At 59.3% G+C, this 21,243-nt stretch carries 17 protein-coding genes and 2 pseudogenes; 2 read left to right on the top strand and 17 right to left on the bottom strand.

Features of this window, described 5'->3' with window-relative positions:
- From VGK14_RS08325 to VGK14_RS08255, 14 genes and pseudogenes are all read right to left on the bottom strand, one after another.
- On the bottom strand, positions 1 to 684 hold a 684-nt coding region (locus VGK14_RS08325), incomplete at its 3' end, for a DUF3445 domain-containing protein (RefSeq protein ID WP_331508542.1).
- Positions 685 to 694: 10 nt separating this feature from the next.
- Positions 695 to 1,648 carry a PDR/VanB family oxidoreductase gene (locus VGK14_RS08320; RefSeq protein WP_331508541.1) on the bottom strand — a complete coding sequence of 318 codons (954 nt, stop codon included), beginning with the start codon at positions 1,646 to 1,648 and terminating at the stop codon, positions 695 to 697.
- Entirely contained in the window at positions 1,645 to 2,247 is a 603-nt protein-coding gene (locus VGK14_RS08315; RefSeq protein ID WP_331508540.1) for a dimethylamine monooxygenase subunit DmmA family protein, read from the bottom strand. The genes VGK14_RS08320 and VGK14_RS08315 overlap by 4 nt, the downstream gene beginning before the upstream one ends.
- A 44-nt stretch (positions 2,248 to 2,291) precedes the next feature.
- Positions 2,292 to 3,407: an aminomethyltransferase family protein gene (locus VGK14_RS08310; RefSeq protein WP_331508538.1), complete on the bottom strand. Its 1,116-nt coding sequence runs from the start codon at positions 3,405 to 3,407 to the stop codon at positions 2,292 to 2,294.
- Positions 3,408 to 3,639: 232 nt separating this feature from the next.
- Positions 3,640 to 4,641 (bottom strand): methyl-accepting chemotaxis protein, encoded by a 1,002-nt coding sequence (locus tag VGK14_RS14645; RefSeq protein WP_414691711.1) that lies wholly within the window; start codon positions 4,639 to 4,641, stop codon positions 3,640 to 3,642.
- 86 nt (positions 4,642 to 4,727) lie between these two features.
- Positions 4,728 to 5,174, bottom strand: a pseudogene (gene ribH, locus VGK14_RS08295) (6,7-dimethyl-8-ribityllumazine synthase); the annotation flags it as partial.
- A 95-nt stretch (positions 5,175 to 5,269) separates the two neighbouring features.
- Positions 5,270 to 6,229: an electron transfer flavoprotein subunit alpha/FixB family protein gene (locus VGK14_RS08290; RefSeq protein ID WP_331508537.1), complete on the bottom strand. Its 960-nt coding sequence runs from the start codon at positions 6,227 to 6,229 to the stop codon at positions 5,270 to 5,272.
- A 2-nt stretch (positions 6,230 to 6,231) separates the two neighbouring features.
- Entirely contained in the window at positions 6,232 to 7,026 is a 795-nt protein-coding gene (locus tag VGK14_RS08285; protein WP_331508536.1) for an electron transfer flavoprotein subunit beta/FixA family protein, read from the bottom strand.
- 12 nt (positions 7,027 to 7,038) lie between these two features.
- On the bottom strand, positions 7,039 to 8,439 hold the full coding sequence (locus VGK14_RS08280) for a hypothetical protein (protein ID WP_331508545.1): 1,401 nt from the start codon (positions 8,437 to 8,439) through the stop codon (positions 7,039 to 7,041).
- A gap of 7 nt (positions 8,440 to 8,446) precedes the next feature.
- Entirely contained in the window at positions 8,447 to 10,573 is a 2,127-nt protein-coding gene (locus VGK14_RS08275; RefSeq protein WP_331508535.1) for a (Fe-S)-binding protein, read from the bottom strand.
- Between the two features lie 62 nt (positions 10,574 to 10,635).
- Positions 10,636 to 11,064 carry a globin family protein gene (locus VGK14_RS08270; RefSeq protein WP_331508533.1) on the bottom strand — a complete coding sequence of 143 codons (429 nt, stop codon included), beginning with the start codon at positions 11,062 to 11,064 and terminating at the stop codon, positions 10,636 to 10,638.
- Between the two features lie 66 nt (positions 11,065 to 11,130).
- Entirely contained in the window at positions 11,131 to 13,323 is a 2,193-nt protein-coding gene (locus VGK14_RS08265; RefSeq protein WP_331508532.1) for an FAD-dependent oxidoreductase, read from the bottom strand.
- 217 nt (positions 13,324 to 13,540) lie between these two features.
- On the bottom strand, positions 13,541 to 15,241 hold the full coding sequence (locus VGK14_RS08260; RefSeq protein ID WP_331508544.1) for an APC family permease: 1,701 nt from the start codon (positions 15,239 to 15,241) through the stop codon (positions 13,541 to 13,543).
- A gap of 300 nt (positions 15,242 to 15,541) precedes the next feature.
- On the bottom strand, positions 15,542 to 16,294 hold the full coding sequence (locus VGK14_RS08255; RefSeq protein ID WP_331508530.1) for an FAD-binding oxidoreductase: 753 nt from the start codon (positions 16,292 to 16,294) through the stop codon (positions 15,542 to 15,544).
- A gap of 473 nt (positions 16,295 to 16,767) precedes the next feature.
- On the opposite strand from VGK14_RS08255, the gene VGK14_RS08250 reads away from it, so the two are divergent.
- Both VGK14_RS08250 and VGK14_RS08245 read left to right on the top strand, forming a co-directional pair.
- Positions 16,768 to 18,978: an FAD-dependent oxidoreductase gene (locus tag VGK14_RS08250; protein ID WP_331508528.1), complete on the top strand. Its 2,211-nt coding sequence runs from the start codon at positions 16,768 to 16,770 to the stop codon at positions 18,976 to 18,978.
- 225 nt (positions 18,979 to 19,203) lie between these two features.
- Entirely contained in the window at positions 19,204 to 19,896 is a 693-nt protein-coding gene (locus VGK14_RS08245; RefSeq protein ID WP_331508527.1) for a M24 family metallopeptidase, read from the top strand.
- A gap of 208 nt (positions 19,897 to 20,104) precedes the next feature.
- Here VGK14_RS08245 and VGK14_RS08240 read toward each other — a convergent pair whose 3' ends face one another.
- From VGK14_RS08240 to VGK14_RS08230, 3 genes and pseudogenes are all read right to left on the bottom strand, one after another.
- Positions 20,105 to 20,572, bottom strand: coding sequence for a hypothetical protein (locus tag VGK14_RS08240; RefSeq protein ID WP_331508526.1), 468 nt, complete (start codon positions 20,570 to 20,572; stop codon positions 20,105 to 20,107).
- 188 nt (positions 20,573 to 20,760) lie between these two features.
- Positions 20,761 to 20,970, bottom strand: a complete 210-nt coding sequence (locus tag VGK14_RS08235) for a hypothetical protein (protein WP_331508525.1) — start codon at positions 20,968 to 20,970, stop codon at positions 20,761 to 20,763.
- Between the two features lie 107 nt (positions 20,971 to 21,077).
- Positions 21,078 to 21,243, bottom strand: a pseudogene (locus tag VGK14_RS08230) (bifunctional 3,4-dihydroxy-2-butanone-4-phosphate synthase/GTP cyclohydrolase II); the annotation flags it as partial.

The following is a 21,243-nucleotide window of genomic DNA, read 5'->3' as shown; positions in this document are numbered from 1 at the left end:
CATGGTCCAGTTCAAGCGCCTTACCGGACTTCCCAGTTGCAGGTTCATCATGAATTTGAGTGCGCGATCCATCACGCCCAGTTGCGCCGCCTGGGGAACGGGTCCATGCCATTCGTGCCAGGACATGCCAACATCTAATGCCAGCGACCAGTCCGCCTGGCTGGCGATACAGCCTGCATCCGCGAAAAGCGTGCCTTCGCGCTGATCCAGCAAAACAAAGTCACCCTGAACCTGGCGCCCGACATATTCGAACGGATCCATCTCCATCGAAGCGCGGTCGCCGAAAGTGAAGGTATCCTTGATGCCCAGCGGCCGGTTTTCCCAGGTCCAGCGATTGCCGTCCTTCGCCAGCGTGAACTGGTCGGGGTAATCCCGCGACAGGGATTCCATGATCAGCTCCAGCACGTCCCATTGCGCGTCCATCATGTGCGGCAGAGCGGCGTAGCGTCCCGGATCCTTGGCCAGGGTGATCGCCTTGTCCCGGCATTCGGCGACATAGTGCTCGTCGACATCCAGCGGGAATTCGAATACCGAACCCGGATTGACGCTGACATGCGGCTCGATGTTGACCGAGTACATGTACTTGTCCTCCGGAAACGGAAAGGGAAAGCGGCGTATCGCTTCCGGAGAGTTACGATACGTATAGTCGTCGCGGAAAGTCTCTTTCTTGAATGCAAGTCCCATGATGTATCCCCTAAATATTCAGTAACATATGCGTGCATCGCGCACGGGAAACGCATGGCATGATCTTTCTGCCCGCAGCTTTTTCCGCATCGCTCAGGTAGTGATCGTGGTGGAAGATTTCGCCATCCAGTTCCAGCACGTCGAGCTCGCACCTGCCGCAGGCGCCGCCGCGGCAGAGCGATTCGGCATTGACCCCCGCCGTTTCCAGCGCCTCCAGCAGCGTGATGTCGCTCGGCACTTCGACTTCGATATTGGATTTGGCGAGCCGCACCTTGAATGCGTCGCCCGTCGGCGGCGCGGAAAACTGCTCGCTGTGGATGTGGTTCTCCGGCCAGCCCAGTTCCCTGGCCGTTTCCAGCACCGCCGTCACCATCGACGCCGGCCCGCAGACATAGACATGGCTGCCCAGCGGCTGCGCGCTCAGCAGCGCCCGGATGTCCAGCTTCCGGCCCAGGCTGTCGGCGTAAAAATGCGCCAGGTCGCCGCAGCGGGCCTTGAGCTGCCCACTGAACGCGCCATGCTCGGGCGAACGGAATGCGTAATGCAACTCATAGCTGTAACCGTTGCGCTGGATATCGTGCAACTGCGACATGAAAGGCGTGATGCCGATACCGCCGGCGATCAGGATATGTTTACGCCCCAGTTTCGACAGCGCAAACAGGTTCACCGGCAGCGTGATTTGCAGCGACGATCCTTCAACGACGTTGTCATGCATGAACACCGAACCGCCGCGCGAGCGTTCCTCCCGGCGCACGGAGATATGGTAGGCCTGAGTATCTTCAGGCGCCCCCATCATCGAATAGGCGTTGCGATGCGTGCGCCCGTTGATGTCCATCGCTACCACGACATGGCTGCCGCCGGAGAAGGTCGGAAAAGCCTGCCCGTCTTCCCGTACCAGGGTGAAATGCTTGATCATCGGCGTGACCTGCTCGATCGCGGCCACCCGGACATTGACCGTACTCATGGGTAAATCTCCTCGATTGCGGGAACATCGCCCGGGTTCTCGGCGTCGATCATCAGGCCCATATAAGCACCCAGATGCCTGGAAAAATGATCCCGGACAAAAAGCTTTCTGGCACAGTGGCGGCAGGACACGATGTTGGTCGTGACGTCCGGCATGGTCGCCTTGCAGTGCACGCAGTAGACCGGCCTGGCCAGGCTATGGCACAGCTCCATCATGACTTCGCTGTCCTGAACATCATGCAGCGAAGCCAGCTTGCAGACGGACCACATGAAACTTTCCGTGCCCGCGACATAAAATCGCGTTCCCATGCGGCAGTCCGACAGCATCCGGTAAAACGTGTAGAGCGCATCCATCTCGCTGTCGAATAGCCTGAAACCGTCGCCGACCACCCGGGCAAGGATGGCCGAATAATCGGTGTCCGGGTTGTTGCCGCGCACATAAAATACCGTTACCGGCTGCTGCGGATACATATGCTGAAACAACTGCAGCACCGCCATACCACCCGCGCCCCCGGCAACCACCACATGCGCCAAGGCCTTATCCCGCCAGGACAGCGCCTGGTAGACCGGCTTGCTTCTTATCCTGTAACCGCGTTCCATAATCTTTCTGGTCCTGTCGCCCCGTTTCTCGAATTGGTACCGGCTTACCTGGCGCCTTCCGGATGAGTACGCAGGCGCATCGGATCGTAGAACGGCGTGCGCGTCACCCTCGCCTTGCAGGTCTTGCTGCCGACCACTTCGACCATGGTGCCGATCTGCGAGAACTCCGGCTTGATGTGCACCATCGCAATCGACAGCATCAGGTAGCGGCTGAAGCTGGCGCTGGTCACCACGCCGATTTCCTTGCCGTCCCTGACCAGCTTGGCACCGGTCTCGACCGCCGTTGCGCTATCGCATACCAGACCGGCCTGCTTGACGCGCTCGCGGCCGCGCAGTTTGAGCACGGCCTCCTTGCCGATATAATCGCCCTGCTTGTCCAGATCGACGCCCCAGCCCATGTTGACTTCCCACGGCGTGGTATCGCCCTCCGGCATCTCGAACGGAAAGAACAGCAGCCCGGCTTCGACGCGGGTCAGATCCAGGGAGTTCCAGGAGGCGGCAATCGCGCCGAAAGGGGCACCAACCTCGAGTATCCTGTCCCACAGCAGTACCGCATCCCTGGCTGCGCAATACACTTCATAACCACGCTCGCCGGAGTAGCCGCCGCGAGCGACATAGGCATCGCAGCCGAACAGGGTGGTCTTTTGGTGCTTGAAATACGGTAGATCCGCCAGCTTGAAGCCGACATGCGGCGCCAGCACATCCAGCGATTTCGGTCCTTGCAACGATAGGATGTGCACATCCTGGTCGGATTCGATGCTGACGTTCCTGCCTTCTGCGAGCTTCTTGAGTTGCTGCGGCGTTTTGCCGCTGCCGTGCGATACCCGGAAATCATTCTTGCCGTCACGAATGATCATGATGTCGTCGCAGAGCGCGCCAGATTCGTCCAGCTCGGCCGCCAGCCTCGACGTGCCAGGAAGCATCTTGGTCACGTCGACTGCAACCAGGCGGTCAAGCACGCCTTCCGCATCGGTGCCGCTGACATTGATGATGTTCAACGCGGAAACATCATAGAGACCGGCGCGGGAACGAACCGCGACGACCTCGTCGTGCGGATCGCTGTGGTAGCTCCAGGGGATGGGCATGCCGTTCCAGGTGTCGCCATCCAGCTTGGACCCGAGCTCTCTGTGCCTGCCATTCAGTATCGAATTTCTCAACATTCTTCCAACTCCATGTGGCGGGGATTTAGGTTGGGTAAACGATATCGAAGACAGGGGAAGGCGGGAATTCTCTTGAGGGGGTACTACCAAAGAGGTACAAATCGCGGCGGCGATCCTTATAGTCAGGCAACCCGCGTGGAAATGACGGGGAGAGGGCGCCCGCACCCCGGCGGCGGGAGCGCGGCCGGGACAAGGAGCAAAGCTCCCCATCCCGCGATGGGTACGCTTATGATCAGACCGAATGCTGTGCCATGCTGCGGATTTCTGCGGTGGCCTTGGCGGTACGCTCAACCAGTTTGCGCACCTCGTCGGCGACCACCGCGAACCCCCTGCCGGCATCGCCGGCGCGCGCCGCCTCGATGGCGGCGTTCAAGGCCAGCAGATTGGTCTGCTGGGTAATTTCGCTGATGGCATCGGACACCTTGATGATCTTCTGCATGCTGGCTTCGGCAGCCGCCACTTCAGCTGCATGCAGCGCCTTCGCCTCGTGTTCGTGCGTGATGTCGCGGAACGCGCCGGCAGACTTCAACGGCCGGTTGGCTTCGTCGCGCAAGGTTGCCGCGCGTTCGCGGAACCAGACATAGCCGCGGTCCTTGGTCATCAATCGGTATTCGACACCATAGGGCGTGCGCCCGTTGTCATCGTCGACATGGCGGGCGAACTCGGCCAGCACCCGCTCCTTGTCTTCCGGGTGGATGGCGCGGTTCCAGCTGTCCCAGCCATCCGGAAATTCGGCTTCCGTGCTATAGCCCAACAGTGCCCGAAACTGCGGCGACCAGTAAATCTTGTTGCCTGGATGGTCGGGGTTGCCGTCGACGATGTGCAGCATCCAGATGCCTTCGGTGAGCGCCGACTTGGCGAGTTCATAGTCTTGCAGCCCATCCTTGAGCTCGGCAAATTGAGCACGCATCGCTTCGGTGCTTGCCACGTGCTCGGCAAGTTCGCGGCGCACGCACTCCAGCTCCGTGCGCAGGCTTTCGCACTCGCTGACAAAGGCACTTTCGGTGGCCTCCCGTTCGGCGTCGTACTGCTGCCGCAGAGCGGCCAACTCCTCGGCATGCCTGCCGCGCATCTGCTGCAGGTCGGCTGCCGCAGCCTGCAATGAGGGCCGCAGCGCCTGCTGCATCCAGCCGTCCATTTTCTCCAGCGCCGGGGCAGGATTGCCGGTGACGAGCAAACGTACCGCTTCAGCCGCATGCTGCAATTTGGATGTGTTGCAAAGTTTCCAGGCCATCGCTATCCCCTCTGTTCGTTCAAAGCGAGGGCATACGCTTGCGCTGCCCGCGGATGGTCTTTCCAGTTGCGATGTTGCGGCAGCGACAGGCATTTTGTCAGGTTGATCATTTCCACCACCACCTGTGCCGCCTCGGTCCCCTTCACGCGCATGCGGGCGAACGCCTGCGCGTCATCTTCCGTCGTCAGGATCGCATTGGCGATGGGCATGCCCGTTTCCAGCTGCACCTGCGCAATGCCCCGCGCCGATTCGTTGGCGACGATTTCAAAATGATAGGTTTCGCCGCGCACAATGGCTCCCAGCGCGATCAGGCCGTCGAAGCGCGAGGTTCTGGCCATTCTCGCCAATACCAGCGGCGATTCCAGCGCGCCGGGGACGGTCGCCAAGGTAATGTCGGCATCCCTGACCAGGAGCCGGTGCAGTTCCGCCAGACAGGCATCGAGCAAGCCGTCGCAGATGTCGGCATTGAAACGCGACTGCACGATGCCGATGCGCATGCCCTCGCCATTCAGGTTCTGTTCGATCTTTTTCATGCGTCCCCCTTCAAAACAGCTTTGAACCAGGGGACACGGGGAAAACCATTATGCATTTTGGTTCCCCCGTGCCCCGTGGTCGAATGCCTTTCCTCTTATGCCAACTGGTTGCGCAACTCTTCCTCGATTTCGAAAATATCCCCGACGATGCCGTATTTGGCGATGGTGAAAATCGACGCATTGGGATCGGTGTTGACGCCGACGATCGTCGGCACGTGCTTCATGCCGGCCATATGCTGGATGGAGCCGGAAATACCCATCGCCACATACAGCTTGCAGGAGCCGACCACCTTGCCGGATTGACCGACCTGGCGCGATTTCGGCAACCAGCCGGCATCCGCGATCGGCCGCGAACAGCACAGCGTGGCGCCGGCCATTTCCGCCAGTTCGCGGAACTGTTCCACATTGTTTTCTTCCGCGATGCCACGCCCGATCGACAGGATGAAGTCGACCGTGGTGATGTCGACATCATTGCCGCCGCCCTGTTCGACGAATTCCAGATTCTTGGTGCGCGACTGCCCGGCCGGCAGATCGAAGCTGCTGACCGCGGGCGACCCGGCTTCTTCCGCAGGCTTGAACGAGCCAGCGCGCAGCGCGAGGATGACGCAGTCCTTGCCGGGGAAATCCACTTCGACGTTAACTTTCTGGTTATAGCCAGCGCGCGTGGCGACCAGGTCCGCACCATCGTATTCGACCTTGAACACATCGGTGGCAAAACCGAACTTGCCCTTGGTCGCGAGCGTGGCAGCATAGCCCAATGAATCGACCGAGTGCGCCAGCAGCACGGCCGCCGGCTTTTTGCTGTCGATCAGCGCATTGACCGAGGCTTCAAACAGGTCCGCATCGAATTCCGCCGTGGGCGCCTTGACCGTCACCACTTCATCGACACCCGCAACGGATAGATTCTTGACGAAATTATCGGCCTGGCTGCCGATCACAGCCACCACCACCTTGTCATCGCCCTGACGCAGATTCTGAGCTGCCGTAACCAGCTCCAGCGAAACCGGGCGCAGTTCGTTGCGGCGATGTTCCGCAATTACCAAAATTGTTTTCATGCTTACTCTCCTTTGAACTCGCGGATAATTTCGATCAGCTTGGCTGCCTGTTCTGCCGGGGTGCCTTCGATCATTGCGGCACGGCCCTTTTCCGGCACGTACATGCGACGCACGCGCGACAGCGCGCTATCGACGCCCACTTCATCGGCGGAGAGGCCAACGTCGCCCAGCGACATTTCTTCAATCGGCTTGGCAGCGGCCTGTTTGATGCCGCGCAGCGATGCGTAGCGCGGCTTGTTGATGCCGAGTTGAATGGTCAGCACCGCCGGGCAGGCAATTTCCACCTCATGCAGGGTACCGCCTTCCAGTTCGCGGCGCACCACGGCAGAGGCGCCGCCCGGCGTGTACTTCAGGTCGGACACCACAGCGGCGTGCGGCCAGCCGAGGTAGCCTGCGGTGGAAATGCCGGTGGATCCATAGGCATAGTCGGACGACTGCACGCCGGCGAACACCATGTCCGGAGCTTCTTTTTTGATCACGGCGGCAAGGATGCGGCCGATGGCGACGGAGTCGGAACCTTCCATGGCATCGTCCCATACCCGGATGGCGCGATCCGCACCTTTGGCTAGGCATTTGCGCAGGCTTTCGTCCACACGGTCCGGGCCGATGGAAACCACCACCACCTCGACTTCCTGGTCACTGGCTTCCTTGATCTTCATCGCCTCTTCCAGCGAGAAATCGTCCCACTCGTTGAGGTCGTAGAGAAAGAAATCCTCATCCACGTCCTTGCCGTCGGCGCGGAACTCGAAATCGTCGTCCAGCGCCACCACCTGCTTTACTGCAACCAATATTTTCATGGCCATACTCTCCTAAGTTACTCCAATGACAACTGCCTCTTGTTGATGCCGGGTTCCCTGCACCAAGCGGTCAGAAAACCATTTAAAAACTGCAAACCTCACTGTCTGATCGGGGTCGTCGTGCAACTCCCATCTGTCCTTCTCATTCAACACCGGACTGCCGATCAGCAGCAGCCGATGCAGGTAATACGGATCCTCCAGCAACGGCCGCAAGGTGCTGCGTTTGGCGCGGCGGTTCAGGATCACGCCGCGCCGCACATCCGCTTCCGGGAACTGTGCCAGCCGCTGCAAAATCGCCTGCGGGGTACGCGGATGCGAGGCCACCCCGCTCAGCACATCGACTGCCGCATCCGCGGCCAGCTGCCGCAGCAGCCCGATCGTCGTGTTGGCCTGGTAGGCCACGGCAGCGCGTACCCAGGCATCCGCGTCCGCGGCCAGTTGGCCCAGCAAGGTCCGGGGACAGCCGGGATTGCGCGCGACCGCACGCCTGACATCCGCTTCGCCATCCTCTGCCAGCTGTTGCAGCAAGGCTTTCGGCGCCCGCGGGTTGCGCGCCAGCCACTGCCGCACCCAATGATCCGGGTCCCGCGCTAGGCGCGGCATGGCGGCCGGCGTCAAATCGTCCCGCGCCGCCACGGCACGCCTGACCGCGGCGACTTCATCCTTGGCCAGCGCCTTGATCAATGCGCCGGGCGCGGCCGGGTTGGCGGCGACACCGCGCCTTACCGCCGCATCCGCGTGACATGCCAGCCTGGCCAGCGTATGGACGTCTACTCGCTTGTCCCGCGCCAGATGCCTGAGTACGACCACTTCGCGTTCGTTGACCGCCTGCTCTATCACGCACAGCGGGCAGCCCGGATGGGCGATGACCGCGGCACGGATAAAGGCATTGCCTCTGCGGTAAACCTGTTCCAGCACATCCGCCGGCGTAGATGGATTTGCCGCCAGTTCGCCATCGAACAGCCCCGGCCTGCGCTGGGCCAGCATCCTGATCGCTCGTCCGCTCGCGACAGGATTGCCGCTCACCGCCTTCAGGTTTTTCACGTCGGTGCCGAACTCGGCAATCCCTTCCAGTACGCTTGCCGGCGCATGGGGATGCTGCGCAATCAGGCCGATCAGTGCCGTCTGCTTCTCCCCGCTATATAGGCTGGACAAGGCCTGGGTAGGGGTGCCCGGATTCTTGTCCAGGCGCACCTTCACGGCGGAGTCCGGCGTCCCGGCCAGCGCCTGCAAAACACCGGCCGGGGTATGTTCCCACCGGGCAAACATCAGGGCGTTCCTGCGCTCGCCAAACATTACCTGTTCCAGTTGCCGGCGCTGCTCCGCTGCCGCTGCGTCATATACGGCAGCGGCAGCGAATGGATCCCTGCTTTTCAGGGCCAATGCCACGAGCTCCCCGGCCTGTACAGGCACTGCCAAATCAGGCCTCCTCCGCGATTTCTTCCCATTCCTCGTATTCCACGCACTCATCGATCAGCTCGATCAGCTCGCGCACCACGAACTTGCCTTCATAGCCAGAGGTCTTGAGCGCATCCTCGAACATGGTGAGGTCCTTGGGGCAGGACACGACGAACACCTCGAGACCTTCGATGACGCCCGCTTCCTTCATGCGGTTGGCCGAAGGCTTCTCCAGACCGACCGGATCTGGAATCCAGATGCGGCCGCCGCCGGCGCCGCAGCAGAAGGAGTTATCCCGGTTGCGACCCATCTCGACCAGTTCGCAGCCCAGCATTTTCAATATCTCGCGCGGCGCGTCGTAGCCCTTGTTGTAGCGGCCCAGATGGCAAGGGTCATGGAAGGTCACGCGATAGTTCAGCTTCTTCTTGAGCTTGATCTTGCCGTCCTCGATCAACTGCTTGACCAGCGTGGTGTAATGCTGGATCTCGAAGCTGCCGCCGAAATCGGGGTATTCGTTGCGGATGGTGTTGAACGAATGCGGATCGGTGGTGACGATGGACTTGAAGTCGCAAGCCTCCAGCGTGCCGATGTTGGAGGTGGCCAGCAATTCGTACAGCCCCTCTTCGCCCACGCGGCGCACATCGTTGCCGGCGTTCATTTCGCCCTCGAACAAAAGGCCGAAATCCTGCTCCGCATGGTGCATCAGGCGGGCAAACGACTGCGTCACCTTCTGGTTGCGCGGGTCGAACGAGGCATAGTCGCCGACGAACCACACGATATCCACCGGCTCCTTGCGCGCATCCTTGATTTCGAATGGTAGCGCCTTGGTCCAGGCGGCCCGCTTGCGCTTGGAATCGCCGAAGGAGTTGCCGCTCTTGTGAATGGCGCCCAGCGTCTTCTGCAGAATAGGATCCATCTCGCCATCCTCCACCAGCTTGCGCCGCATTTGTACGATGATAGGGATATGCTCGATCGCCACCGGGCAGATCTCGACACAAGCCATGCAGGTACGGCATGACCACAGCGTTTCCATGAACACCTGCCCCACGTCCTTGCCGTGAATATCGAGTTCAGCCTGTTTCGGCACCGTGGCGGAAGACAAGCTCTTGTTGGCGAACTCGCGCAATGACAGGATCACGTCGCGCGGCGACAGCGGCGCGCCCACTGCATTGGCCGGACAGGCTTCGTGGCAGCGACCGCACTTGGTGCAGGCATCCAGGTGCAGCAGCTGCTTCCAGTTCAGATCGGTGATGTATTTGAAGCCGGCGCTCTGCTGTTCCTCGGGGACTTTCGGCAAGCGTTGGGCAGCCAGCGGATCCCTGAACATCAGCGAGGCCGCAGCGGTGAAGATATGCTTGATCTTGGTGACAGGGATCAGCGCCACGAACGTCAACGCCAGCAAGCCATGGAACCACCACAGGTTGGCACGCAATGTCCCGGCGCCTTCCGCACTGAGCCCGATGCCCTGCATGCCGTGCGCGATGACAGCACCTACCGGCGACCACATGCGGTAATCCCACACGCTGGGGCGGCCGGAGAGCCAGACCAGCCGTGTCGCTTCCAGGATGAAGCCGGTGACGGCGATCAGGATGAACGACCAGAGAAAGGCCCAGTCCTCGCGGCGATAGAAGCTGCGGTCGTAGTCCGGGTCGCCGGGCTGGCGATCGGGCCTGGTGTAGTCGAGCTTGGGCAGGCGCAGCCATTTGCGCCGGTACATCATGTACAGCAGGCCGCCTATCACGCCGATTCCGGCAATATCCAGCACCAGCGAGAACCACAGGTAGAAGCTGCCATACCAGAAATGCCAACCGAACAGTCTGGCGGTGATGTCATATTCCAGCGTAATGGTGGCGGTGCCTGCGAACAGCACCAGGAAGCCGAAGAAAATCAACCGGTGCGCCTTGCCCGCGGCCGGGTCGCGCCGTACCAGCGTGCGGTGGGTGAGCATGGTATTCACCATGTCGCCGAAGCGATGCAGCAGTTCGCCCCAGGAGCCGTCCGGCTGCCCGCGCCGGTACTTCCTGATCTGGGCATAAGTCCCATAAAGGAATACGAATATCGCCGCATAGCCGAAGGCATAGAACAGATAAATCGTCTGCGGCTGAAAACCCTCGAACAGGATTCTGGTAATTTCTCTCGCGTCGCTCATGGTTTCACCTAAATTTAGTCAGGTATTCAATTCCGCACAGCAACGCCGTTACGGGTTTTGGATCACGCCGCCTGCGCGGCAACCTCTTTGGCAGCCGCCTCTTTCATAACTCCGGCCATCAGTTCGTACGTTGCACTCCAGGCCTCGCGAACCTCGGCGGTAAAATGCTGGCGCAAACCCTGCGCCAGAGTCCAAAGCAGCGCCTCGCGCACAGTGTCGTACTGACTGTCTGCGACGCCGTAGGCAACATGCCGGCGGCCGCAGGAAACCAGGGTCGGGATCAGCTTATCAACTTGCGACAACCCCACGGTTACCATCGATATCATCACGCGCAAGCTGCGCCCCTGATGCTGCATGTCGGTTTTGAACAGTGCCCGCAGCGACGGGTCCAGCTCGAACAGCCGGCCGTAGAACAGCGTGGTGACGGTATCGCCCAGCGGCTCGGCCAGCGACCAGGTTTTCTGCACCAGTGAAATTTGATGTGGCGTCATTCTCTTATCCTTATGCTTCAGGATTGCCGCCGCGCATGACCGCGGCGGCTTCCCTCGCAAAGAGCCCTAGACCTTGTACTCGATCTTGAAAGTACCGCCCGGCATATGCGGGGCACCCCACACCGCCACTTCGCGCTTGTAGGGCAGCGGGTATTGCGGGTTGGCTTCCTCGATTTCGCGTGCCAGACGATGGCCGGTAAAGGTCGCGTCGGCGATCAGGCGCGGCGCTTCCGCGTCGCCGATCAGGTACACGTCCTTGATGCCGTTGGCCGCCCACTCGCCTTCGCGCGCCTTCAGTTCGCGGAACAGCGTGTCGTCGGAATGACGGCCGGTGACCAGGATCAGCGTATCGAACTCGATCCAGCGGTGCGTCTTGTTGGCATCGCGCGGCGCCACGCCCGGTCCCCGGTAGCTACGCTTGGAACCGTCGCCCCAGATGTTGTACACCTCGAGCCGGCCCTTCTCGATCTTCGAGCAGAAATGGTCGCCAATCTCCTCGACATGCAGTTCGTGCAAACGGCGCATCATGTTGGGGTATTCCAGCGTGAAATGCATGTAGTTGGCCAGATGCACGCCGGAGACGATGGTCACCTCGTGGCCGGCGCTGGCCAGCTTTTCGGCCAGGCTGGGCGCCATGAAGTAGGTATCCGCGTTGAGGATCACCACACGCTTACCGATCTTCTTCTTGCCCTCGAACACCTGGTCAGGCGTCATCTGGTCCGGCTGCGAGGCATCCGCACCCGGAATCGGATCGTGCGACAGGCAATTGGTACCGTCGGTGTTCCAGGATGCGCCGGTGGCGATCACCACCTTGTCCGCGCCGTACTGCAGCACGTCCTCGGCGGTCAGCCGCTTCTGGCCGAGCGCGATCTGGCTTTCCTTGCTCTTCTTGACCAGCTTGTTGAGCTGGGTTTCGCGGTAGTCGCGGTGATAGCCCCATTCGCCCAGACCCGGCAGCGTGATCACGCTGTTGAGGTGGCCGCCGACCTTCTCTGCGCTGTCGTACAGGTGCACGGTATAGCCCTGCTCCATCAGCACGCGCGCGCATTCCGAACCGGACGGACCGGCACCAACCACCAGCACCGAATCATTGGAGCCGCCCTTCCTGAACTTCTCCGGGTGCCAGCCGCGGCGATACTCTTCGCCGGCGGTCGCGTTCTGGGTGCAGATCATCGGCGGGCCGCCGATTTCCCAGCGCGAAATGCAGACGTTGCAGCCGATGCACACACGCACGTCGTCGTAGCGGCCTTCCTCGACCTTCTTCGGCAGGAACGGGTCGGCGATCGACGGACGGGCGCAGCCGATGATGTCGGCATAGCCCTTGGTGACGATCTCGGTCATCTTCTCCGGATCGGTAAAGCGGCCCACGCCCAGCACCGGCTTCTTGGAAACCTGCTTGACGAACTTGGTCCACGGCACCTGGTGGCCTTGCTGGTAGAAGCGCGACGGACCCGCGTCCTCGCCCCATTCGGCGATGTCGCCGACATCCACGTCCCACAGATCGACCAGCGGATCGGCCAGTTCGATGAACTTCATGCCGTCCACTTCCACTTCGATCTGGCCCGGGCCGTACACGGTGTCCACCGCGAAGCGGGTAGCGATCGCGCAATCCTTGCCGACCGCGTTGCGCACTTTTTCCAGGGTTTCCAGCCAGAAGCGGGCGCGGTTCTCCAGCGAGCCGCCGTACTTGTCGGTGCGCTTGTTGTAGTAGGGGTTGAGGAACTGCAACGGCAGGTAGGAGTGCGCGCCGTACACGTAAACGATGTCGAAACCGGCATCACGTGCGCGATAGGCGGCGTCGACGTAATACTGCTGGACCATGGCGATATCGTTCAGATCCATTTCCTTGCAGTAGGTCAGCGTTTCGAATTCCGACGCGTACTGGCTGGGGCCGCGCGGTGTGGCACGTGATTCCATACACGGCGCATGGGCCCCGCCGTACCACATTTCGATGCCGGCCAGCGCACCGTACTTGTGGACTTCATCCGTCATCGCGCGCAGGTTGCGCACATCGCCCTCATCCCAGATGCGGGCGGAGAGACGATGCGTATCGTCGGATTCCGGATGGATGGAGCAATATTCGGTGTTCATCGCCGCCCAGCCACCTTCGGCCTTCATCGAGCGATGCGCGGCCTGGAAGCCGGGCTTGTCGGAACCGGCACCAATACAATGCGGCACCTGGTAAAAGCGGTTGCGCAGCGTTTTGGGGCCAATCTGGATTGGTTCAAATAGAATGTCGTGCTTTGGGTCGCGTGCCATGTTTTCCTCCGATCAGTTGAGTGAGTTGCTTGTGTAGGTATTTTCAGTGCAGTTCGAGGGCCAAACAATTCCCCTTACGACTTACTACTAAGGTGTTATTCGGCTTGCGCAGACAACTTGCAGATACTGAATAAAAATGGGCGGCAAATGATTGCCGCCCATTCCCACGCGCATTTTCAAGATGCCGGGAAATCAGTCCGCCTGACTTCCCTGCAGACTAGTATTGCGCAATGCTATGTCCAATGTAGACCACCGCCACCCCCGCGATCAGGGCAACATAGGGCAGAATGCCCGCTTTGTTTTTGACGTTGTCTTCATCCTTGTCAAGTTGCATATCTTCCAGCATGGCATGCGGGAATACGCCCTTGTCCTGGACGAAATGCCGGTAGATAAATACGGGCACAATCAACGCGGCAAAGATCAGCCCGGTCTTCAGCGTGCCTGCGCCCCAGATATCGGCGCCCATCCCCATCAATGCCAGGTTCACGTAGCCCAGCAGACCGCCCAGCATCAGCAAAATGGTCGGCGCCTTGTAAGGGCGGTCCCAATTCGGACGATCCATGCGGTGTATCCAACCGGAATTAAGGTTCAGGAAGTTGAAAATGATGTAGCCCACGTTTGAAGCCGCCAGAATGAACACATAATCCGACATCATCAGCAGGATCAGGTTGAAGCAAAGATCCGTCCACATCGCCCGGGTCGGTGCGCCATGCTCATTGACATGGGACAGATATTTCGGCAACCAGCCATCCACCGAGGCCTGATACAACGTGCGTGAAGATCCCGCCATCGAGGTCATGATTGACAGCGCCAGAGCCAGCACCATCATGATCACCATCAGATTCGCGACGAAACCACCCCCGCCCACCATATTCGACATGACCGCGGCAACCCCGGTACCACTGTAGATGTCCGGTGCCAACATGCCGTTGTATACGGCGGCTGTCGTCACGGCACCCTTGGCATCCACGACAGCGGGGGTCACGAGCTGACCCAGGCCAAGATGCCCCTGGAAGGCTATCGGCACCAAGGTGAACACGGCGATGCAGAGCAGACCGGAGTAAAAAATGGCCTTGAATGTATCGGTTTTTGGGTTCTTGAATTCACGGGTATAGCAAACGGCAGTTTCAAAACCGTAGGTCGACCACGCTGCGATAAACAGTCCACCCGCCATCAGCGTATACCCACCCATGTCCCAATTGCCGTCGATCACCCTGCCTGCAGCATCGTGCGCAAGCGGCGCCAGCGGGAAAAAGTGAGCTTGAGGAATGTCGCCGGTAAAAATGGGCACCAAACCGATCAACATCAGCGGAACCAAGGCCGTCACCCCCAGAACCAGGGTTGCCTTGGCCGAGCGGAGAATACCGCCGTGCTGAATCGCAAATATCGACAGCAAGACCGCCGCGCCCAGGATGAATGTCGCATTGATGCGCAGGACCAGGCCGTCTTTTATCCCTCCCAAGTCCAGCAAGGTTATTTGCCAGGTATTGATCACGGCGTCAGGGGCAAACAGGGCGGAGAGCATATACCCAGCGGCCAAACCAGAGCCGATCGCCAGCACCGGCGACCAGGCGAACCAGTTACACCAGACGGAAACCGGGGCGATGAATTTGCTGTACTTTACCCAGGCCACCGCGCCATAGACCGAGGCGCCACCGGATTTGTGTGGAAACAACCCGGCAATTTCGGCGTAAGTGAAGGCCTGGATAAAGCCGAAACTGATCGAAAGCATCCAGACAATCCAGGATGGTTTCCCGACAGTAGCGGCAATCGCGCCAATCGAAAATAAAACCAGCGCGGGCACGCCACTGGCAACCCAGAATGCCCCTTTCCAATCAATCTTGCGATGCAAAGTAGCATTTTGCGCGATTACATCTTCGGATCGATCCGCAGTAATCGCGTCTACTGTTCCTGCAATATCTTTCAATTTGAGTCTCCTTGTAGCGAGAGGAACTTTAAAATGTCAGCCACTTACGGTTATGCAAAAAGCATAACCGTAAGTGGCACTCCCTGTTTGCCCCATACTGCTGCCATCAGAAACCCAATGGCATGAAACCTTGCGACATGCAATCTGCTGACCACGCATTGAGGTCTATTCTGCGTAGCCTCAACCCCAACAAACAATTCTCTTTACGGATTACTCCCAAAGGGGTAGTTAAAATGCCTGCAACCTTTTTATTTAATCGTTACAGAACAATATCCTGCGCACTTTTACAATTTATGCCACACGCGCATAAAAATCGGTTCCGGCATTGACCGCCAGCTGATCCGACAATATCGCCGCAGCTGCGACCCCAGCCGCAGAAACCGCTTGGTAAGCATCGTTGACCATATCCGGATTTCCGCTCAAATAAACACACCACTCAGCGGACAAGTTCGTATCTCGCAGCGCGATATTCAGCGCACGACCGGAGAGGCAGCCCTCCGACACATCGCCTCGGGAAAGGCAAGGCACATAGCGAAAATTGGGATTCAGCCGGGCCAGCGCCTGCAGCTGCTCGACTAGAAACAACTCTTCCCGCTGCCTTACCCCATGATAAAGATGGATATCGCCTCTATGCCCATGCCGCAACGCGTCGCGGGCCATGCCGTAAAGCGGGGCAAGACCGGAGCCGGTGCCTATCATCAGCATGGGCCGATCCAGGTTTGCCGGCTGGTAGTAACAGTATCCTTGCGGGCGACTGATATGAAGTGCATCGCCGACTGCGAGCTCTTCGTGAAACCAGCGGCTGACAGCGCCGCCGGCGCTGCGGCGCACATGCAGATGCAATGTCTTGTCGACGCTCGGCGCGCTGGCGAGAGAATAGCTTCTTGCCGTATGCCCCTCGATGAATATGCGCAAATACTGGCCAGCTTTGTAATGGACGATTTCCGGACAGGACAGCTGGACGCACACGGTTTCCGGATTCAGTTTCTCGATCTTACTGACCGTCGCGGTAAGGATGTCATTACGTGACTGGGAATGTGCCATTTCTATGCCCTCAGGATGGAAAATCACGCCGAAGTATCAGCAGTATTTAAAGATACTCAGAAACTTCAAACACGATAACTGTTTTGAAGTAGTACTTCCTTTGCAGTAGTCCTGCAAAAGAACATGAGCAGCCCGAAATGCCCGGCCCGAACGGCCAGGGAGCGATTCCGTCTTTGGGACAAAACCCAATCCCCCGCCACGCATCCTTATCCGGATGGTCTTGTGGATGCTTCCACATTTCATTTCCAATCTTCTACGGCGAGCAGTCAAACCGCAGATCGTCGTCTGCGGGCGGCCACATCGAATGCTATTCACAACGCCCTCGATCAACCAGGTTGAAAGGCAATCGCCCTCTACCCAGTTAGTAGTAACCACTACGAGTAATAGACTTAGTTTTTGACACGGATATGCTGCAACTTCAGGATATTTAAATCCTCAAGAAATTCTTTTTCACAGCTATCGGAGGCTACGCAATGGCAAGAGATCCAAGATTCGACATTCTTTTTACGCCTATCAAGATAGGCTCAAAAACCATTCGCAACCGTTTCTACCAAGTGCCGCACTGCAACGGCGCCGGTACCAACCACCCCGGCATGAACATGGCCCACCGCGGCATCAAGGCGGAAGGCGGCTGGGGCGCGGTCAATACCGAGCAGTGCTCGATCCACCCCGAATGCGACGACACGCTACGCATCACCGCGCGCCTTTGGGACAAGGGCGACATGCGTAACCTGGGTGCAATGGTCGATCACGTGCACAGCCACGGCTCGCTCGCCGGCTGCGAGCTGTTCTACGGCGGCCCCCATGCACCTGGCCTGGAATCGCGCACGATTTCGCGCGGACCCAGCCAGTACAACTCGGAGTTTGGCACCGTTCCGAACTGCGCGGGCTTCACCTACAACCACGAGGCGGATATCGACGAGCTGCACCGCCTGCAGCAACAATATGTCGATGCCGCGCTGCGCGCACGCGACGCCGGTTTCGACCTGGTCAACGTCTATGGCGCCCACGCCTATGGCCCGATGCAGTGGCTCAACCCGTACTACAACCGCCGCACCGACCAATACGGCGGCAGCTTCGAGAATCGCGCCCGTTTCTGGGTCGAAACCCTGGAGAAAATCCGCCGCGCCGTCGGTGACGACGTTGGCCTGGTTACCCGTTGCGCCGTCGATACGCTGTACGGCGGCAAGGGTGTCGAGCTGGGCGAAGACGGCCTCAAGTTCATCGAAATGGCATCGCCCTACCTCGATCTGTGGGACGTCAATATCGGCGACATCGCCGAATGGGGTGAAGATGCCGGTCCCTCGCGCTTTTATCAGCTTGGTCATGAAAACGAATGGATACGCCATGTCAAGCAGGCCACTAATAAGCCTGTGGTGGGCGTCGGGCGCTACTGGGATCCCGAGAAAATGCTGGAAATCGTTAACTCAGGCATCGTGGATATCATCGGCGCAGCACGACCGTCGATTGCCGATCCATGGCTGCCGCGCAAGATCGAAGAGGGCCGTCCCGAAGATATCCGCGCCTGTATCGGCTGCAACGTCTGTATCTCGCGCTGGGAAATGGGCGGCGTGCCGTTCATCTGCACCCAGAACGCGACCGCAGGCGAGGAATACCGCCGCGGCTGGCATCCGGAGAAGTTCGAACCCGCCAAATCCGATAACGACGTGCTGGTCGTCGGTGCAGGCCCGGCCGGTTCCGAATGCGCGCGTGTGCTGATGGAACGCGGCTACACCGTCCACCTGGTGGATTCCCGCGAAAAGACCGGCGGCTACGTCAACGAAGTGGCGTCACTGCCGGGGCTTGGAGAGTGGGGTTATCATCGCGATTACCGCGAAACGCAGCTCAACAAGCTGCTCAAGAAGAACAAGTCCTGCCAGCTGGCGCTGGGTGTGAAGCCGATGACGGCCGACGACATCCTGGCCTACGGCGCATCGCGCGTGGTGATCGCCACCGGCGCCAAGTGGAGCACCACCGGCGTCAACCACCGCACCCACCAGTCGATTCCGGGCGCAGATGCTAGCCTGCCGCACGTGCTGACGCCGGAACAGGTGTTCGAAGGCAAGAAGCCAATCGGCAAGCGCGTGATGATCATCAACTACGATCCGTACTACATGGCGCCCAGCCTGGCCGAGAAGTTCGCACGCGCCGGCCACGAAGTCACCGTAGCCACGGTTGGCCCGCTGGGTGCCTACATGGAATTCACGCTGGAAGGCGCGAACATGCAGCGCCTGATCCACGGCCTCGGCATCAAGGTGCTCGGCGAGACCGGCTGCTCCAAGGTAGAGGCAGGCCGCGTCCAGCTGTTCAACATCTGGGGCGAAGGCCACAAGCGCGAATTCAAGGGCGCCGGCCATTTGCCGCGCAAGGAGAACGACTCGCACGAATGGCACGAATGCGACACCGTGATCCTGGTGACCTCGCGCCGCTCGGAAGACGGTCTCTATCGCGAGCTGAAGGCACGCAAGGATGAGTGGGAAAAAAACGGCATCAAGGACGTGTTTGTCATTGGCGACGCCGAAGCCCCCCGCATCATCGCTGACTCCACTTTCGACGGTCACCGCCTGGCCCGCGAGATCGAGGATGTGGATCCGCAGCACCAGAAGCCTTACAAGCGTGAACAGAAGGTGTGGGGCGTCGCATACAACCCGGACGAAAACCCGGGGCTGGAATGGCGCGTATAGGCTGCCAAGCAAACCTTAAGGCATTGGAATGCAAGGTGTAATCAGATTCAGCATGACAACGTAGCACGCGCTGGGGCCGGTGGCAGGTTTGCACCGGCTCCGGCGTTATGGATAACTGCCTTGGAGAGGGATTGCATGGACAGGCTTATCCTTATTTGTGGTTGGGTTGTTTGAAACCGCTTGGGCGATCGGACTGAAATTCGTCAGTCACGCCTGGGAATACACATGACGGAACAGGAATTAAAACGCTACCAAGCAGTACAAAATGCCGCCCGCCGCACACTGGACGAGGTGACGGAATTCATCCGGCCCGGCATCAGCGAAATCGATCTCGTAAAAAAATGCGATGAACTGCAGCGCGCTGCCGGCATCGACAGCTATTGGTACCAGTCGCTTCCGGCACTGGCCCTGATCGGAGATCGCACCACGCTGGCGATATCACGCATGCCCTATGCGCCCGACAACATCCGGGCCAAGGAAAACGATCTGGTAACGATCGATCTGAACCCCGCGATCAGCGGCTATTGCGGAGACTGCGCACGCAGCTATTACATCGAAGACGGCGAAACAAGACGTATCCCACGGCGCAATGCAGAATTTCTGCAAGGTGCTGAGGCGCAGAAATTGCTGCATGCATTATTAAAGCGGACCGCCCATCCGGATTTGACCTTCAACGACCTGCACCAAACCCTGCATGAGGAAATCGAACGTTTGGGGTTCGAGCAACTGGATTATCTCGGGCACAGCATCGGCAAGGAGACGGATCAGCTGGTTTTCATTGCGCCGGGCTCGAACTGTTTACTTGGAGAGACCGGCCTGTTTACCCTGGAGCCTCATCTCCGCTTAAAACAAAGCAATTACGGCTTCAAACACGAAAATATCTATTACTTTAAAGGGCAGGCATTACATGAGCTGTAACACAAGATGAGTCCCCGCATGCAAAATGCCGCACTGACACAGGCTCTCCACCTTCACTGCGCACGCAACCAGCGCTGGGGGTTCATGTGGGCACATCTGGTCTGCCGATGTGCTAGGGTGTGATCGCCATCGCCGGATTAAGCGCCGTCTGCCTGCTGTGCGCGAGGCTATACGTCAGGAACTACTAAGCGAATCTGTGCTGAACGCATCAGCCCGGTCCGGTCCGGCAAAAGCGCCGTTTCAGCCACGACAGGTAAATTTCGAGTCGCTCTGCTTTATTGAGGTCAAGGTCATCGAACAAGGCATACTCCTGCTCTTCCAGATGCCCCAGCAGACTCTCGGCGTGGATCAGGTAGTCCAGGGTTTCCCGGTAAGTCGTCAGATAGAGATCGTAAGCCAGGTAGTCGTCCTGGCTGGTCCAGGCGGCCGTATTGCGGGCGGGCCCCAGCACGTTCAGGATGGCCCTGCATTTGGCCACTTGCGCCTTACGGAACAGGCTTGCCTCGTGATTGAGCATAACCTGGATTTTGCCCCAGTCGTCGTCACCTAACGGCGGCAACTGCTCGATCTGCATCGTGATTTCAGACTCCAGTTGCCGGCACCGCTCTTCCCCGGCAGATCGAATGCTTACCGGTTTAATGTCGATGATACGTTTGGTTTTTTCGTCGCTCGTCATGTCCCCCACGGCATGCCGGTTGTCAAGCACGAAAACCCCGCCGATTTAGAGTCCATTTAAGGAATATCGCGCGCGCAGGAGCATGCGGGGGAAGAAAGAGCGCAGGAATCATGGAAACGGGCCCTTTTGTTCTCGCCCCGCATATCCGCCTGAAGTGGGTAGCTACGATGTTGATCATGCAGCCCCCATCAATACAGCACTTGCCAAGCCGAGTCGGTGAGCGTCGCCCTGTGATGCTTGGCGTAATCCACAATCTCGCGCGCCGACGCTTCCGCAGAAATCGAATCCGTATCGGCGATCGAAATATGTTCGCCATCCTGCCCGGCGATATCGGCCTCTACCATATCGCCGCGCCAGACCCGGCCCCGAATATTAATGTTGTATCCCAGGTAATTCACGTTACTGCTCCTTCATTGCAAGATGAACTCAGTCATCCACTCTCTCCCGGCAATCTTGGCCGGCATATTAATTAACGTTCAACCACGCATTCGGGCGGACAACGATGTCAGCGTCCGACAAACTCCGTCACTTCCAGTCCGAAGCCCGCCATGCTCGGCATTTTGCGCGGCACCGCAAGCAGGCGCATTTTCCTGACTCCCACATCCAGCAGAATCTGCGAGCCGATGCCGTAGTCGCGCAGTTCCTGCTTGGCACGCACCGGTTCGTCGGCA

The organism is Novimethylophilus sp. (assembly GCF_036504375.1).
In the GTDB taxonomy this organism is placed as follows: domain Bacteria; phylum Pseudomonadota; class Gammaproteobacteria; order Burkholderiales; family Methylophilaceae; genus Novimethylophilus.
This window is presented reverse-complemented; position numbering and strand designations above follow the sequence as displayed.

Excerpts from the sequence above, each read along its gene's own strand:
- VGK14_RS08320 (WP_331508541.1), bottom strand. The coding sequence starts at position 1,648 with ATGAGTACGGTCAATGTCCGGGTGGCCGCGATCGAGCAGGTCACGCCG.
- VGK14_RS08315 (WP_331508540.1), bottom strand. The coding sequence starts at position 2,247 with ATGGAACGCGGTTACAGGATAAGAAGCAAGCCGGTCTACCAGGCGCTG.
- VGK14_RS08310 (WP_331508538.1), bottom strand. The coding sequence starts at position 3,407 with ATGTTGAGAAATTCGATACTGAATGGCAGGCACAGAGAGCTCGGGTCC.
- VGK14_RS14645 (WP_414691711.1), bottom strand. The coding sequence starts at position 4,641 with ATGGCCTGGAAACTTTGCAACACATCCAAATTGCAGCATGCGGCTGAA.
- VGK14_RS08290 (WP_331508537.1), bottom strand. The coding sequence starts at position 6,229 with ATGAAAACAATTTTGGTAATTGCGGAACATCGCCGCAACGAACTGCGC.
- VGK14_RS08285 (WP_331508536.1), bottom strand. The coding sequence starts at position 7,026 with ATGAAAATATTGGTTGCAGTAAAGCAGGTGGTGGCGCTGGACGACGAT.
- VGK14_RS08275 (WP_331508535.1), bottom strand. The coding sequence starts at position 10,573 with ATGAGCGACGCGAGAGAAATTACCAGAATCCTGTTCGAGGGTTTTCAG.
- VGK14_RS08270 (WP_331508533.1), bottom strand. The coding sequence starts at position 11,064 with ATGACGCCACATCAAATTTCACTGGTGCAGAAAACCTGGTCGCTGGCC.
- VGK14_RS08265 (WP_331508532.1), bottom strand. The coding sequence starts at position 13,323 with ATGGCACGCGACCCAAAGCACGACATTCTATTTGAACCAATCCAGATT.
- VGK14_RS08255 (WP_331508530.1), bottom strand. The coding sequence starts at position 16,294 with ATGGCACATTCCCAGTCACGTAATGACATCCTTACCGCGACGGTCAGT.
- VGK14_RS08250 (WP_331508528.1), top strand. The coding sequence starts at position 16,768 with ATGGCAAGAGATCCAAGATTCGACATTCTTTTTACGCCTATCAAGATA.
- VGK14_RS08245 (WP_331508527.1), top strand. The coding sequence starts at position 19,204 with ATGACGGAACAGGAATTAAAACGCTACCAAGCAGTACAAAATGCCGCC.
- VGK14_RS08240 (WP_331508526.1), bottom strand. The coding sequence starts at position 20,572 with ATGACGAGCGACGAAAAAACCAAACGTATCATCGACATTAAACCGGTA.